Source organism: Paenibacillus camerounensis (genome assembly GCF_000723885.1).
GTDB classification, from domain to species: domain Bacteria; phylum Bacillota; class Bacilli; order Paenibacillales; family Paenibacillaceae; genus Paenibacillus_AQ; species Paenibacillus_AQ camerounensis.
The window spans coordinates 51,014-66,821 of the sequence record NZ_CCDG010000061.1 but is presented as its reverse complement, the minus strand read 5'-3'; the positions used below and the strand labels follow the sequence as shown (position 1 = coordinate 66,821).

Here is a 15,808-nt window from a genome sequence, read left to right as displayed (position 1 = left end):
TCCTCCGCCCTCAGGGCGGGGGAGTTTTTGCTTGCGGACGGCGGCAAAGAGCTGTTCTCCGTTCTGTAAAACTTGTAAGCGGTTTTAAGAATTGACAAAGGAATGGCCTAAAAATATAATTAGGTAGCCTAATTAATATTGTATTTAATTATTAGTAGACCTAACTAAAAATGAGGAGGCGGGATTCATTGGGATAGAGAGCGAAAATCCAGTCGCACAACGGCTGTTTGTGGCCCTGCGCCAGCTGCGCAAAGCACATGTGCATCAGACGGTAGACGGCCATAAGCCTAGTGAACTGACTTTATTGATATGCCTCGCCAGGAAATCACGCTCACCGGAGGAGGGGCTCAAGGTTTCCGAAATCAGCCGGCTGCTGGAAATTACGCCTCCTACAGTTACCCAGCTGATTAACAGTCTTGAGGCCAAAGACATGGTAGAGCGCCAGCCGGATCCTTCTGACCGCAGAGTGGTGCGGATCCGGCTGACGGAGCAGGGCAGGATTGTGACCAGAAAAGCGCGGAATCATATGGACGCTTCACTGGGTAAGCTGGTGGAATATTTGGGTGAAGAAGAGAGCAACCTTCTAGCAGACCTGCTGATGAAGGTGCAGACATTCATCGAAGAGAATCCGCGGCCGGATTTAGACCTGTTACAAAGGAACGGAGATGAGAAGAATGATTAAATTGTTAAAAGGGCTGAGACCCTTTCGGTGGGGCGTAGCAGCCGTACTGATTCTGGTCTTTTTGCAATCCATGGGTGATCTGTACCTCCCAACCCTGATGTCTGACATTGTGGATAAAGGGATTGTTGAGGGAGACCGTTCCTACATCTGGAGAATTGGCGGTTACATGCTGCTGGTGGCCGGCGGCGGTGCGCTGTGTTCGGTAATTGCCAGTTATCTCTCGGCCAAGGTGGCTGCCGGCTTCGGCAGAAATACCCGTTCACGGATGTTTGAGCATGTAGAGAATTTTACACTGCATGAATTTGATAAGCTGGGCACTGCCTCGCTGATTACCCGCACTACTAACGATATTACACAGGTTCAGACTGTATTGACTATGATGCTGCGTATGATGGTCGGTGCTCCGATGATGATGATCGGGGGGATTATTATGGCGGTATCTGAGGATGCCAAGCTGTCCCTGATCTTTGTTGTTGTCATTCCGGTACTGGTTGGAGCGATATTCCTGATCGGAATGAAGGGCCTGCCGCTGTTCAAAGCGATCCAGGTGAAGCTGGACAACCTGAACCGGGTGCTGCGTGAGCATCTGACCGGTATCCGGGTTATCCGCTCCTTTAACCGGATTGAGCATGAGAACAGACGCTTTACCGCAGCCAACAAGGATCTCACAGATACAGCGATTAAGGTTAACAAAATCATGGCCGGCCTGATGCCGATTATGATGCTGGTCATGAACTTCTCGATGATCGGCATTCTGTATTACGGCGGTATCCGGATCGGTGACGGCGACCTGCAGGTCGGCTCACTGATGGCCTTTATCCAATATGCCATGCAGATTATGTTCTCTCTGATTATGGTTTCCATGATGTTCGTATTGATTCCCCGGGCCTCCGCTTCCGCGCTGCGGATCAATGAGGTGCTTGATATGAAGCCGGAAATTATTGATCCGACAGCAGGAGACCTTCTGGCTACGTCAGATGCCACCAAGCTGGATGGACGCGAAGGCCTGCGCGGCTATGTTGAGTTCGACAACGTCTCCTTCTCTTATCCGGGAGCGGAACAGCCCGCGCTGTCCGGCATCAGCTTCAGCGCCCGGCCGGGTGAGATTACCGCGATTATCGGCGGTACCGGCTCAGGTAAATCCACGCTGCTCAGCATGATACCGCGGTTCTATGATGTTATAGAAGGTGCTGTACGTGTAGACGGCGTGGATGTCCGTGAGATGACGCAGGAGGATCTGCGCAGCAAGATCGGCTATATTCCGCAAAAGGCTGTACTGTTTACCGGTACAATTAATGAAAATATCCGTTACGGAAAAGATGATGCAACCGATGAGGAGATTCTGCATGCAGCCAAGGTGGCCCAGGCTTATGATTTCGTATCGGCGATGAAGGAAGGCTTCGGTTCGCAGATTGCCCAGGGCGGCAGCAATGTCTCCGGCGGCCAGAAGCAGCGGTTGTCGATTGCCCGGGCTCTGGTCCGCAAGCCGGAAGTATACCTGTTCGATGACAGCTTCTCCGCACTTGACTTCAAGACAGATGCCAAGCTGCGCGCTGCCCTGAAGGAGGAGACCACGGAATCGACCGTGCTGATCGTTGCACAGCGGGTCAGCACGGTTATGGACGCTGACCGGATTATTGTGCTGGATGAAGGCCGGGTAGCGGGCATCGGTAATCACCGCGAGCTGATGGAGAATAGCGAAGTGTACCGCGAGATTGTATCCTCGCAGTTGTCAGAGGAGGAAATAGCATGAGTGAAAGAAATCAGCAAGTGAAGCCTCCGGCACGGCGCGGCGGCTTCGGCCCTGGACCCGGCGGTCCCGGCATGGGAATGCCTCCGGAGAAGGCCAAGGATTTCAAGGGCACGCTCCGCCGGCTGATCACGTACCTGCGTCCGCGCCAGGTGCAGCTGCTTGTCGTCTTAATCACGGCTATAGCCAGTACCGTATTCAGTATTTTTAGTCCGAAGATAATGGGGAAGGCTACAACCAAGCTGTTCGAAGGCGCCTACGGAATGCTGACGGGTGTGGAGGGAGCAGCTATTGATTTTGGTTATGTGAATAACATTCTGCTTATCCTCGGCGGATTGTACCTGTTCAGCTCTCTATTCAGCTACGTACAGCAGTATGTAATGGCCGGAGTGGCCCAGAAGGTTGTCTTTGATATGCGGGAGCAGGTTAACAGTAAGCTGGAGCGCCTGCCGCTGAAATATTTTGATTCGCGTACCCACGGGGAAATCCTCAGCCGTGCAACCAATGATGTGGATAATATCAGTACAACGCTGCAGCAGAGCTTGACGCAGCTGATTACATCCATCGTGACGATTATCGGGGTTATCATCATGATGCTGACAATCAGCCCGTGGCTGACCCTGATTACAATCATTACGCTGCCGCTGAGCTTTGTGGTTATTATAGCGATTACGAAGCGCTCCCAGGGACAATTCATCGGCCAGCAGAAATCACTCGGCCAGCTGAACGGCCACGTTGAGGAGATGTATACCGGACACCGGATCGTCAAGGCCTTCGGCCGTGAGCAGCAGTCGCTCAGCGAATTCAACAAAATCAACGATGATCTTTACAACTCCGGCTGGCGTTCGCAGTTCATGTCCGGGATGATCATGCCGCTGATGATGTTCATCGGTAACCTTGGCTACGTGCTTGTCTGTGTAGTCGGCGGGATTTTTGTAACCCGTAAGGTAATTGAAGTCGGTGATATTCAGGCCTTTATCCAGTATTCGCGCCAGTTCACAATGCCGATTACCCAGACCGCGAATATTGCCAACATCATTCAGTCGACAATTGCCTCAGCTGAGCGTGTTTTTGAACTGCTCGACGAAGAAGAGGAAGTTCCGGAAACGGCAGTTTCCCGGTCTAAGCCTGCCGCGGGTACTGAAGAGGGTGCTGTTGAATTCCGTCATGTGAAGTTCGGCTACAAGCCGGATGCGATCCTGATTGAAGACATGAACATCGATGTTAAGCCGGGACAGACGATTGCAATTGTCGGACCGACCGGCGCCGGCAAAACGACGCTGATTAACCTGCTGATGCGCTTCTATGAAATCAGCGGCGGCGAGATCGTTATTGACGGTGTGAACATCACCGCGATGAAGCGCAGCGAGCTGCGCAGCAAATTCGGGATGGTGCTGCAGGATACCTGGCTGTTCAACGGCACGATCCGCGATAACATTGCGTACGGCCGCGAAGGTGCTACGGAAGCCGATGTCGTACGCGCAGCTAAGGCTGCCCATGCCGACCACTTCATCCGTACGCTGCCGCTCGGCTATGATACGATCCTGAATGAGGAGGCGTCGAATATCTCCCAGGGCCAGAAGCAGCTGCTGACGATTGCCCGCGCCATTCTGGCCGATCCGTCAATCCTCATTCTGGATGAAGCGACAAGCAGCGTCGATACACGGACTGAAGTGCAGATCCAGAAGGCGATGAAGACGCTGATGACCGGCAGAACGAGCTTCGTGATTGCCCACCGGCTGTCGACGATCCGCGATGCCGACCTCATTCTGGTCATGAACCAGGGCAGTGTAATTGAAAAGGGTACCCATGTCGAGCTGCTGGAGCAGGGCGGCTTCTATGCCGATCTGTATAACAGCCAGTTCTCCGGCGATGATCTGCCTGATGCAGGCTAAATTACGCCTTATATCACTCTTTACCGGCACCGCTCCTGTATTCACAGGGGCGGTGTTTTTATTTGGCGGAGAGTGGCAAAGCTAAGCTTTGAAGCGCTATTTTCAAAAAAAAGATTTGCTTAAAATTTTCAGGGTATATATGATATGGAGAGAAAATGACCCGCGGCTCATTTTTGAGAAGAGCCGGGGCAAAGAGAGGATGAACAGGATGTCGGGCTACGGGAAATGGGTGGCTGGCCGTATTACAAAATGGATCACATTGCTGATCTGGATCGTGCTGGTGGGAGTGCTTACGCTGTTATGGCCTTCCGTAAATTCACAGGTAGTCAACAATGCGCAGAACCTTCCGGAGGACTCACAGTCGGTCCGTGCAGCGGTTGTCGCTGAACAGGAGTTTCCTGGCGGCAGCGGCGTCCCTGCCTTGCTGGTATGGCACAGGGAAGGAGGATTATCAGAGCAGGACTTATTACATATTATTGCGGTATACGGTAAGCTGGAGCAGCAGCCGCTGCCCTCCCAGAATTTTGTTCCTCCGCTGGGCCAGCTGCCGCCGCAGGCGCTGCAGGCTTCTCTTTCTGAGGACCGCAGCACACTGGTTACACCGGTGCTGTTCGACAAGTCGGCGGACAGTGATAAGCTGGGGGAGGGTATAACGGAGCTGAAGGCACTGGTCCGTGAAGAAACAGGCAGTGATCCGGCTGCGGCAGGCGTAGACAGCAATGAACTGAGTCTGCGCGTATCCGGGCCAGTCGGCATTTCGATTGATGCTACAGGCTTGTTTGAAGATGCCGATGTCTCTCTGCTGATTGCAACAGTAGTGCTAGTGCTTGTATTCCTGCTGCTGATCTACCGCTCACCGATTCTGGCGCTGATTCCTCTGGTGGCCGTGGGCTTTGCTTACGGGGTCACAAGCCCGCTGCTCGGCCTTATGGCCAGAGAGGGCTGGATTACTGTAGATTCACAGGCGATCTCTATTATGACCGTTCTGCTGTTCGGCGCAGGAACAGATTACTGCCTGTTCCTGATTTCGAGGTTCCGCCAGATGCTCAAGGTAGAGGAGAATAAAGGGCGGGCTCTGCTGAGCTCAATCAGCCATTCCTCCGGGGCAATTGCCATGAGCGGCTTCACCGTTGTACTGGCGCTGTTCGCTCTGCTGCTGGCCAAATACGGGGCCTACCACCGCTTCGCCGTTCCGTTCAGCGTGTCCATTCTGATTATGGGCATTGCCAGCCTGACGCTGGTACCGGCGCTGCTGGCTATCTTCGGGCGGATGTCATTCTTTCCGTTCGTGCCGCGTACGCCGCAAATGGAAGAGGAACGTGCCAGAGCCAAGGGCAAGCCGGCTCCGAAGCCGAAGAAGTCCGGTTCAAAAGGCATCGGCGGCCTGGTGGTTTCCCGTCCTTGGACGATAGTAGCCGTAACAATTATCGGCCTGGGGGTACTGGCCTCCTTCTCCACCGGCATTAAGTTTACCTATGATATTCTTTCCTCCTTCCCTGAGGACATGGAATCCCGGCAAGGCTTTGATCTGATCGGCACGCAGTTCTCCCCGGGCGAGCTGGCTCCGGCCAAGCTGATCATTGATACTAAGGGAGAGGTCAGCGGAGAGGATTTCAAGACCATTCTTGGAGGACTTTCCTACGTGGACACCGTATCAGAAGTGCAGCAGGGGGCGGTGAATCCGCAGATTATCGGCTTTGACCTGGAGTTCAAAGACAATCCGTATTCCCTGGAGGCGATGAGCCATATTCCGGCGCTGCTGAATACAGCAGAACAGGCTTTGGTGGAGTCGGGCTTTGAAGAGGCTCAGGCACAGGACAGCGTATGGGTCAGTGGGCAGACTGCTACCCAATATGATACAAAAGTGCTGGGTGAGCGTGATACAGACCTGATTATTCCGGTTGTTATCGGCATGATTACGATACTCCTGCTGGTCTACCTGCGGTCTGTGACGGCAACCGTCTATCTGGTGGGAACCGTTATTCTCTCCTTTTTCTCTGCGCTTGGCCTCGGCTGGCTTATTATTCATTATCTGCTGGGTGCAGATGCGATCCAGGGGGCAATTCCGCTGTATTCCTTCGTGTTCCTGGTAGCGCTTGGCGAAGACTATAATATCTTTATGATCTCAAGCATCTGGAAAAAGCGTAAACGGATGCCGCTGAAGCAGGCAATTGCCGAGGGGGTTAATGAGACCGGAGCGGTTATTACCTCCGCCGGCCTGATCCTGGCCGGTACGTTTGCTGTACTGGCCAGCCTGCCGATTCAGGTGCTGGTGCAGTTCGGCATCATTACCGCCATCGGGGTGCTGCTCGATACCTTCATCGTCCGGCCGTTTCTGGTGCCGGCGATCACGCTGCTCTGCGGCCGCTGGGCATTCTGGCCCGGCAAGCATGAAGAGCCGCGGTCCGAGAACAGCGCACAATAATCCGGCGGATGCCTAACCAAGGCATACTGCCTGCCAGACTAAAGACAGGGATGCCCCGGGCCATAGCGGCCTGCAGGCATCCCTGTCTTTGTATATGCAGCCTTATTCAGGCATCCGCTTCAAGCTTGGCGAGAGGCAGGGTAGCCGGCCCCTCCAGCACATCACCTTCATAGGAGAACCGGGAGCCGTGACAAGGACAGTCCCAGGAGCGTTCGGCGTTGTTCCACTCGCATTCACAGCCCATATGGGTGCAGGTGCGGTCTACCAGATGCAGCCTGCCCTCAGGATCGCGGTAGGCGCCGGCCCGTTTGCCGTCATGGAAGACAACAGCCCCTTCATCAGGGCCTAATTCACTTGTCTTCTTGCGGACAATCTCCGCTTTGCCGGCTACCAACTCCTTGGCGACATTGGCATTCTGCACGAGGAAGTTCTTGATGGACGGGCGCGCTTTGAACCGGGACGGATCATACAGTCCGCTGTAGCGGTTAACACGGCCCATAATCTGGTCTGTGATGAGCTGTGCCGCCAGTGTGCCGTTCGTCATGCCCCATTTTCCGTAGCCGGTAGCGATATAAATCTCTTCATCCTCCTCAGGCTTGCCGATATAAGGAACTTTATCCAACGTGATAAGATCCTGGGTCGACCAGCGGTACGGAATCTGCCTGCTTCCCAGCAGCCCGCCGGCAAACAGCTCCAGATTCTCGTAATGCCCGAAGGTGCAGATGCCTTGTCCGGTCTTGTGATTCTCTCCGCCGACGATGACAAGGTGTTGCCCGTTCCATTCCACGGCACGCAGCGAGCGGGTAGGCTCACCCGCACTCAGATACATTCCGCCGGCAAAACCGGTTTCCGGCTGGACCGCAATACAGTAGGAGCGCTCTGCATGCAGGCGTGAGAAATAAAGCCCGCCGCCGTCATAGAACGGGAAATGGGAGGCGGAAATGGCGTGCCGGCAGCGGATCTGATGTTCACTGCCTTCGGTGTACAGCGTAATCCGGTCTCCCTTGTCCACCTTTTCGCCGATCATAGTGTGCTCGAAGACCACACCGCCCTTATCCAGCACGAACTGCAGCAATCCCTTCAGATAATGCAGGGGATGAAAACGGGCCTGCTCCGGCAGCCGGATGGCTCCGGCTATCATCAGCGGCAGCGGAATGTGGTCCACCCACTCTCCCGGTATCCCAAGCTTCCGGTAAGCCTCGAACTCCTGCTCCAACTGCTTCAGTGTCTTATCATCGTCTTTGTCCGCATACAGGTAGGCATCCTCAGGATGCATGCCGCAGGTAAGCTCCAGCTCTTCGGCTGTACGGATCATCCACTTCATGGCCTCGCTGTTCGACTGGTAATAGGCCCAGGCCTGCTCCTCCCCGAAATTCTTCACAAGATCAGCATAGATCATGCCGTGCTGAGCCGTGATTTTGGCGCTGGTGAATCCGGTTGTTCCGCCAAGCACTTCGCCGGCTTCCAGCAGTGTGATCTTATAGCCCTCCTTGCTGAGCAGATAAGCTGCTGTAATTCCGGTGATCCCCGCTCCGACAATGGCTACATCGGTAACATGATCTTCCGCAAGCCTCGGAAAAGCAGGCAGCTCCGTTGTGCTTCTCCACAGGGATTCCGGGAATTGGGGAAGACCCTGGGAACCGTTATCCCGTGCCTGATTATCTGTACTCATCCTATAATCCCTCCATGTGCAAGATTCATTTCATTTATTACCACTCTCCCGTCAAAAGAAACCTGAGCAGGTACAGGTGCATGAAAGCAGGCGCCATGTGTCAAAATAAGGTACTACTACCGGAGAAACCCGGCTTGGGGGGATGAATGATGGCGGAACAGCAGAAAGCGGAGGAGATTTCCCTGCAATGGATCAAGGGACAGCTGGACAACTTCGCCGACCTGGAGGACAGGCAGCTGACGGCGCCGGCAGGATCGGTAAAGCTGCTGTATGTCAAAAGCATCACTGATCCGCAGATCATTAACCGCAGCATTATCGCACCCTTTTACGAGATGAATGATCCGGCAGCCTATAAGGAATATCTGGCGCATTACCCGGGCAGTGAGGCTGTAAAGGACAGCAAGCAGGTGCTGGACCTGATGCTCGGCGGCTATGCCTGCGTGGAGGTGGAGCAGCGGTTTATATTCTTTGATGCACTGAAGGCGGAGACCAGCAGTGTCAGCCAGACGATGACGGAGAGCATAACGCAGGGGCCATCAGATGCGCTGACAGAAAATCTGGCAGTGAATCTTAACCTGATCCGCAGGCGCTACCAGTCGGCAGAACTAAAGATGGAATCGATGCTGATCGGCAACATTTCCAGAACCAAGGCAGCGATTCTGTACGATGACAGCCGGGTGAATCATCAGGTGCTTGATGAGCTGCGGGAGAGGCTGAGTACACTCCGGGTAGATATATTGCAGGCTGCCGGGGAGCTGGAAAAATACATCAACAGCGACAAGGTGCGCATTTTTCCAAAAACGATTGTAACGGAGCGGCCTGACCGTGTGGTCTTTAATCTGGCAGAGGGAAAAATTGCCGTCATGCTGGATACAACAGGCTTCGCCATCGTGCTGCCGGTAATCTTTAATGATTTCTTTGTGGCGATGGACGATAAAATTCAGCTGCCCTTCGTCGGCCGCTTTCTGAAGCTGCTGCGTATTCTGGGCGTAGCCATGACGCTGTGGCTGCCGGCACTGTATGTGGCCTTCACCTCCTACAATCCGGAGATTGTGCGTGTGCAAATTGCACTGCTGATTGCCGGCAGCCGGGCTACCGTGCCCTATCCCTCCTTTGTAGAGGTGCTGATCATGCTGGTCATGATGGAATTTCTGACGGAGGCGAGCCTGCGGCTGCCGCGGGCCATCGGGCCGACGGCAACGACGGTCGGCGGCCTCATTCTGGGCCAGGCGGCAACAGCGGCAGGACTGGTCGGCAATATTATGATTATTCTCGTATCCGTTGTAGCTATCTCTAATTTTATGATTCCGCTTAATATGATGAGCTTTTCGATCCGTGTCCTAAAATATCTGTTTGTTATAGCCGCCGCAGCAGTTGGGCTGGTCGGTGTCGTAGTTTGCCTGGTCGGGTTCACCATGTATCTATGCAGCCAGCGCAGCTTCGGCCAGCCGTATTTCAAAATGTTCGCTTTGGACAGACTGGGATCATCCGGCACGCAGAAGGGCGGCAGAAGCTGATGAATCAGAGCCGTTACGTGTATTGGATGTTTTTGATGAACAGCCTGCTGAATATATTGAATTTTGTCCCGCGGGAGCTGCTGGATGCCCGTTTCAGGGGGGCGCAGACATCGATCCTGGTTGCTGCTGTTCTCGGAACCGCCTTTCTGTCCGTCTTCACTATTCTGATTGCAAAGTTTCCCGGCAAAAGTATTCAGGATATTCTCGAAACCGCTCTGCCGAAAGGGCTGATTATTCCGCTTATCATTATGTTTGCCTCCCTCTGGTGTGTTGCCGGGCTGATCACGATCCTGTCATTCGTGGATATAACAATGCGTTTTGTCAGTCCGGATACCGGCCCGGGGATTGTGATTATCAGCTTTCTTGTCCTTGTATGCTTCTGTGCGCGCATGGATTCCCTATCCGTACTGTACGGAATGGAGATGCTGCTGGCCATCATCCTGCCGCTCATTCTGTACGCGATTATCAAAGCGCTGGTTAATCCGGATTTCAGCTGGGATTCCGTGCTGCAGATCATGACTTATTCTGCTCATGCACCCGATCTGAAAAGCATTGCTGCCGCCACCTTCTCGTTCAGCGGCTATTTCAATCTGGCTATCTTTAACCGGGTGCTGCCCAAGATGAAAATGAAGCATAGCTGGGTCTATGCCGTTAACGGGCTGGCTGTACTGCTGCTGACCTTTTATGTGCCTATAGGTTATTTCGGGACGATCGGTGTGGAGAAGCATGTCTATACCTGGTTTTCAACAGCAGACAGTATCCGGATCGATACCTTTTTAATAGAACGGATGCTGTTTATTTTTTATTTTGCCTATCTCACGCTTTCTCTGGTCAGCGTAACGGTTCACTGGCATGTCGGCAAGGAGCTGCTTACCGGCCTGTTCCCGCGCAAGCAGGCGAAGAACCGGAGTACAGGCTGGCAGGAGCTGGCTATTCTCGGCATGTTCAGCGGAATAACCCTGATCCTAATGCGGCTTGACCAATACCAGCTCAATGAGTTCGGCGTTGTGTTTCTGTATGCCCGCTGGTTCGGGGAACTGTTAATGATTATGCTGCTGTGTTATTGCTATGCGGTGGCTTACAGGAGGCGGAATCCGTGAGAAAGCTGCTGCTTTACATAGGCGTTGTACTGTTGTGTCTTACAACAGGCTGCGAATACAAGGATATTGACCGGCGGATCTTTGTGGTTGCTATCGGTATTGACTCCGGCGAAGCAGAGGATTTCAAGGTCAGCCTGAAGCTGGCCATCCCGCAGGGGGAAGTAACGAAGATCGATGAGAAGATGCAGATTATTACGGAAGAATCAAATAGCATTTCTGAAGCGCTGCGCCTGATGAAATCAAGGGTTGAGAAGGAGCTGGACTATGTGCACTGCAAATCGCTCATCATAGGTGAGGGGCTGGCCGGCCGCGATATCAGGCATGTGCTGGACTGGGCGGTCCGGCGCAGGGATATCCAGCTGATTCTTAACTTTGCCGTCGGGCGTCCGGAAGCGCTGGATGTGCTTAAGGTCAAGCCCCCGTCAGAGCGGATTCCCTCCAATTCGCTGATTATGGCTATGAGCGGGCAGGGAACGGAGTCGCCTTTTATCGCAAGCGTCTATTCCTACCAGCTGATGAGGGATGTTTACGAGCAGGGCAAGGACCCGATATTGCCGGTTATTGAAGCTGAAGGTGAGACCCAGTTCCGGATAGACAAAATAGCCCTCTTGGACAAACAAAAGGTGCAGCTGGTTCTGAATCCGGAGGAATCACGGCTGTTTAATCTGCTGACCCGGCCTGATCTGCGGACCAATTTTCCGGCAAGGGTGGATGACAGTGAATTCCAGTACTATACAGAAAGCAGCAAGTCCGCATACAAAATTATATCGTCCGAACCGGGCGCGCCTGTTGTCCGCTATAAGATCAAGATTAACGGCATTGTGGAGGAGAACAGTACCCAGGAGCTGATTACCCATAATCTGCTGGAGCAAATATCGGATGCCGGCGAGGAGGCGCTGGAACAGTCGGTAGAAGCGCTGCTTGAAAAAATAAAGAAGAAGCGGCTTGATCCCTTCGGGTGGGGGCTGCGTTACGGGACCAGACACTGGAACAACGAAACGGAAGCAGAGGAATGGGCGGCGCTGTTTCCGGTCCTGAAACTAGAGGTTGCTGCTGATGTCAGGATTAAGTACTCAGGGCTGATCAAGTAAAATGGACGGGCGGATTGATTGACGCTGAAGGCAGCAGGATTTATACTTGATCTAAAAATAAGTTAAAGGATGATAAAGATGAGAAACCTGAATTTAACCTCACAGCGGCAAGCCGTTTATGATATCGTCCGTAATTCGCATGACCATCCGACTGCAGCAGAAGTGATGAACCGGCTGGTAGAACAGGGGCATAACCTGGCCTACGGTACGGTCTACAATTCGCTGCGCTATCTTGCTGATAAACAGATGATCCGTGAGCTGAAGCTGGGGGAGGCTGCCAGCAGATATGATGCCAAGATGGATGATCACCAGCATATCCTGTGCGAGGTCTGCGGTGCGGTGGACGAAGTGATGACCCATGTGCCGCAGGAGTGGATGAGCAGCGTTGCTGCCGAGACCGGATATAAAATCTCGCATGCCCATGTCGTGTTTGGCGGCGTGTGCCCGGCATGCAGCAATAAAAAGCTGAATTAGGACCGGGGACACGTATAAACGGCGAATAGAAGCAGGACGGACTAATAGCAATATAATAAAAGACCGCTTTCATTAAGGCGGTCTTTTTTGCTGCGTTTATATAAAAATTATAAGATGTTCTAGTAGAATAACAATAATTACCGCTGAAAAAAAGGGTTTTAAGCAGCGGTATATAATTATATAACATGGACAAGTCACTCATACTTAAGACCTAAACGAAAGAGAGCGTGAACCCCCTTGGGCAAAAAATTCCGCGTTAATATCCGTATGAAGCTTACCCTTACATACCTGCTCGTCCTTCTGGCACCAAGCCTGATTATCGGCTGGCAGACCTACGAATCAGCCAGCGGCAAAGTGGAAGAGCAGCTGGTGACCAGCGCTGCTGAAAGTGTAGATGCGGCCAACGCGATTATCAATGCCAACATAGAGTCCAGAATACACGATATTGAATATTTCGCGGCTCAGCTGACCGCAGATGCAGTCAATGCGGAGGCTGCCGGGACTGCGGCGTCTATTACAGCCCGGCTGAGGGAGTATGCGGCACTGCATCCGGATGTGCTGGATATTTACGTGGGAACCAGCCGGGCAGCGGTACTGCATGCCTCAGAGGCTGAACGGCCCGAGGGCTATGATCCGCGCAAAGAGAATTCCTATGTAAATGCACTGAAGAACGGCGGCGGCACTGTGCTTTCCCCTGCATTTCAGACTGTTAACAATGAGATGGCGATTGCTATTTCGGCTGTGCTGGGGAGCGGTAACGGGGTAGTGGCCCTGGATTTGGATCTGTCGGCTCTGGCTGAGCTTACTGGTATTAAAGTCGGCAAGCAGGGCTACATTTTCATTCTGGACAGCAGCAAGAAATTTCTGGTCCACCCGGTAGAGACAATCGGCCGGGAATCCTCTGAGCCGTTTGTGAAGAGGATGTTTGAGGCAGGGTCCGGCTCCTTTGACTATACCTATAAGGATTCGGACAAAAAAATGACCTTTATGCAAAATGAGCTGACCGGCTGGAGAATCGGCGGAACAATTGATAAGAATGAGGTGTCGGCCGCAACCGCCGATATCCGCCGGACAGCCTTTATAGTCATCGGAGTTTCGGTTGTACTGGCCCTTATTCTGATCTACTTCAACGTACAATCCATTCTGCGGCCGCTCGGCAGACTCCGTAAGGCTACGGCAGTCATTGCGCAGGGGGATTTATCCCAGGATATCGGAGCGTTCCGCCGGGATGAGATCGGCATGCTTGCCGACAATTTCGGGGTAATGGTTGCCAGTCTGCGCGGGATGATTATCAGTGTGCAGGAGATGACGGAAGATGTATCCTCATCTGCCGAGGAGCTGGCTGCCGGGGCGGATCAGACGACTAAGGCGATTGAGCATGTGACTGTAGCCATCCAGGAGGTTGCCGCAGGTACAGAGCGCCAGGTGGACAGCATCGAAAAGGGCACAGAGAGCACCGCGGCAACTGCGCATGAGGTCCAGCATATTTCCGGCTTCATGGAGCAGGTATCGGCGATGATGGACAAGACGTCGCTGTCTGCAGCGGAAGGCAATGAATCGGTCATCAGCGTGGTTGACAAAATCAACGGCATTCATGAAACGGTAGAGGAACTGAGTGGTGTCATTGATTCGCTGAATGTGCGTATGGAGCAGATTCAGGGAATTGCCGGCGTCATTACCGGCATTTCCCGCCAGACCAATCTGCTGGCGCTGAACGCCTCCATTGAGGCCGCACGTGCGGGCGAACAGGGACGCGGCTTTGCAGTGGTTGCTTCAGAGGTGCGCAAGCTTGCTGAAGAGTCTGAGAAATCAGCGCGGATGATTTCGGAGCAGGTCTCTTCAATTAACGGTGAGATGAAGCAGGCTACAGCAACCATGGAGGATGCCAGAAGCCGGGTGTCGGACGGCATTATGGCAGTGGATACCACCGGCCGCTCCTTCTCGCGGATCCGCAGGGCTGTAAAGGGTGCTGCGGAGAAAATCGAAGCGATGAACGGTGCGGTGCATACCCTATCAGCCGAAGCGGCCAGCATGGAGCGGGCGATTGGCGAAATCGGAGGCATCTCGAGGGAGGCGGCGGCCAATACAGAGACGATCTCTGCCGCCGCCCAGGAGCAGCTTGCGGCGGTGGAAGAGATTTCATCCTCGACGGCTAACTTGAGCCATCTGGCTGAGGAGCTGCAGAAGCTGGTCAGCCGCTTCAAGCTGCATGCCTAGGACCGGAGGCTGCTTCGTGCTTTTCTTTTTAGACCCTTTGCAAGTATACTGGTAGACAATAATGCAGGGTTAACGAGGGGGAGCTAAGTTTATGGCAGAGCAGTTAAAAGGAATGACCGTTGCCCTTGCAGGGCCGCGCAAATCGGAGGAAATGGCCAAGCTGGTTGCGAATATGGGCGGTATCCCGCTGCTCCGGCCTGCGCAGGGGACGGTGTTTCTGGATGACGAGGCACTCCGCCAGGGTCTGGACACATGGATCAAGCAGCCGCCCGGCTGGTCGGTTCTTACTACCGGTATGGGTCTGGATGCGCTGTTTAATATGGCGGAGACCATGGGGAACGCCGGACGTTTTCTGGAAATTCTGGGTGCTGCGCCTATTGCGGCACGGGGCTATAAGACGGTCAATGCCCTTAAGAAGCGCGGGCTGGCTCCGGCCGTGCGTGATGATGACGGAAGCACCAGTGGTCTGATCCGCGGGCTGCAGGACCATGACCTGCAGGGAAAGGAAATTGTACTGCAGCTGCACGGTGAATCTGCGCCCCGGCTGACCGCCTGGCTGGAAGGCGCGGGCGCGACGGTCCGGGAGGTGCAGCCCTACCGTCATACTCCCCCTGAGCCGGGCGCACTTGCGCTGCTGCTCGGTGAGATCCTTGAGGCAAAGGTGGATGCTGTAGCCTTCACCAGTGCACCGCAGTTCCGCTTCCTGTCGGAATATGCACGGGAGAACGGGAAGCTTGAGCAGCTGCTGCATGCGTTTGAGCAGGAGGTGCTGGCCGTTTCTGTAGGCAAGATTACCTCCCAGGCGCTGAAGGAGGAAGGTGTGGAGCGGATTGTAATGCCTGAGCATGAGCGGATGGGCAGTATGTTCGTTGAGCTGGGGCGTTATGCGGCTGCCCGCCGCTAGGGCAAGATGTGGCTGCCTTTTCCCGCTCCCGGTGAGCGGGAATTGTTTTTTGAAATATAAGAATTTACATTCCATGATCAT

General features: G+C 53.8%; 11 protein-coding genes. 10 read left to right on the top strand and 1 reads right to left on the bottom strand.

Going from position 1 to position 15,808, the window contains the following annotated elements:
- Positions 1-229 precede the first annotated feature (229 nt).
- The 4 genes from BN3772_RS22675 (at position 230) to BN3772_RS22660 (ending at position 6,752) form a co-directional block, all read left to right on the top strand.
- Entirely contained in the window at positions 230-682 is a 453-nt protein-coding gene (locus tag BN3772_RS22675; protein ID WP_042181435.1) for a MarR family winged helix-turn-helix transcriptional regulator, read from the top strand.
- Positions 675-2,435, top strand: coding sequence for an ABC transporter ATP-binding protein (locus BN3772_RS22670; RefSeq protein WP_042202433.1), 1,761 nt, complete (start codon positions 675-677; stop codon positions 2,433-2,435). Before BN3772_RS22675 ends, BN3772_RS22670 begins: the two co-directional genes overlap by 8 nt.
- A complete protein-coding gene (locus BN3772_RS22665; protein ID WP_042202432.1) occupies positions 2,432-4,327 on the top strand; it encodes an ABC transporter ATP-binding protein in 1,896 nt (631 codons plus the stop codon). The genes BN3772_RS22670 and BN3772_RS22665 overlap by 4 nt, the downstream gene beginning before the upstream one ends.
- 199 nt (positions 4,328-4,526) lie before the next feature.
- Entirely contained in the window at positions 4,527-6,752 is a 2,226-nt protein-coding gene (locus BN3772_RS22660) for an MMPL family transporter (protein WP_086074719.1), read from the top strand.
- A gap of 106 nt (positions 6,753-6,858) precedes the next feature.
- On the opposite strand, the gene BN3772_RS22655 is transcribed toward BN3772_RS22660, so the two are convergent.
- Complete coding sequence (locus tag BN3772_RS22655) at positions 6,859-8,424, bottom strand: FAD-dependent oxidoreductase (protein WP_042202430.1); 1,566 nt, start codon at positions 8,422-8,424, stop codon at positions 6,859-6,861.
- A 149-nt stretch (positions 8,425-8,573) separates the two neighbouring features.
- Between BN3772_RS22655 and BN3772_RS22650 the strand changes: the two genes are divergently transcribed.
- The 6 genes from BN3772_RS22650 (at position 8,574) to BN3772_RS22625 (ending at position 15,727) form a co-directional block, all read left to right on the top strand.
- Positions 8,574-9,941 (top strand): spore germination protein, encoded by a 1,368-nt coding sequence (locus tag BN3772_RS22650; protein WP_042202429.1) that lies wholly within the window; start codon positions 8,574-8,576, stop codon positions 9,939-9,941.
- A complete protein-coding gene (locus tag BN3772_RS22645; RefSeq protein ID WP_042202428.1) occupies positions 9,941-11,041 on the top strand; it encodes a GerAB/ArcD/ProY family transporter in 1,101 nt (366 codons plus the stop codon). Before BN3772_RS22650 ends, BN3772_RS22645 begins: the two co-directional genes overlap by 1 nt.
- Positions 11,038-12,132 (top strand): Ger(x)C family spore germination protein, encoded by a 1,095-nt coding sequence (locus tag BN3772_RS22640; protein ID WP_042202426.1) that lies wholly within the window; start codon positions 11,038-11,040, stop codon positions 12,130-12,132. The genes BN3772_RS22645 and BN3772_RS22640 overlap by 4 nt, the downstream gene beginning before the upstream one ends.
- Before the next feature lie 78 nt (positions 12,133-12,210).
- Positions 12,211-12,606, top strand: a complete 396-nt coding sequence (locus BN3772_RS22635; protein WP_042202424.1) for a Fur family transcriptional regulator — start codon at positions 12,211-12,213, stop codon at positions 12,604-12,606.
- A 237-nt stretch (positions 12,607-12,843) separates the two neighbouring features.
- Positions 12,844-14,823 carry a methyl-accepting chemotaxis protein gene (locus BN3772_RS22630; protein ID WP_042202423.1) on the top strand — a complete coding sequence of 660 codons (1,980 nt, stop codon included), beginning with the start codon at positions 12,844-12,846 and terminating at the stop codon, positions 14,821-14,823.
- 91 nt (positions 14,824-14,914) lie between these two features.
- On the top strand, positions 14,915-15,727 hold the full coding sequence (locus BN3772_RS22625) for a uroporphyrinogen-III synthase (RefSeq protein WP_042202422.1): 813 nt from the start codon (positions 14,915-14,917) through the stop codon (positions 15,725-15,727).
- Positions 15,728-15,808: the final 81 nt, after the last annotated feature.

Bases quoted from the DNA above. Each gene is read 5' to 3' on its own strand.
- BN3772_RS22670 (WP_042202433.1), top strand. From the start codon at position 675: ATGATTAAATTGTTAAAAGGGCTGAGACCCTTTCGGTGGGGCGTAGCA.
- BN3772_RS22625 (WP_042202422.1), top strand. From the start codon at position 14,915: ATGGCAGAGCAGTTAAAAGGAATGACCGTTGCCCTTGCAGGGCCGCGC.
- BN3772_RS22655 (WP_042202430.1), bottom strand. From the start codon at position 8,424: ATGAGTACAGATAATCAGGCACGGGATAACGGTTCCCAGGGTCTTCCC.
- BN3772_RS22635 (WP_042202424.1), top strand. From the start codon at position 12,211: ATGAGAAACCTGAATTTAACCTCACAGCGGCAAGCCGTTTATGATATC.
- BN3772_RS22665 (WP_042202432.1), top strand. From the start codon at position 2,432: ATGAGTGAAAGAAATCAGCAAGTGAAGCCTCCGGCACGGCGCGGCGGC.
- BN3772_RS22645 (WP_042202428.1), top strand. From the start codon at position 9,941: ATGAATCAGAGCCGTTACGTGTATTGGATGTTTTTGATGAACAGCCTG.
- BN3772_RS22650 (WP_042202429.1), top strand. From the start codon at position 8,574: ATGGCGGAACAGCAGAAAGCGGAGGAGATTTCCCTGCAATGGATCAAG.
- BN3772_RS22660 (WP_086074719.1), top strand. From the start codon at position 4,527: ATGAACAGGATGTCGGGCTACGGGAAATGGGTGGCTGGCCGTATTACA.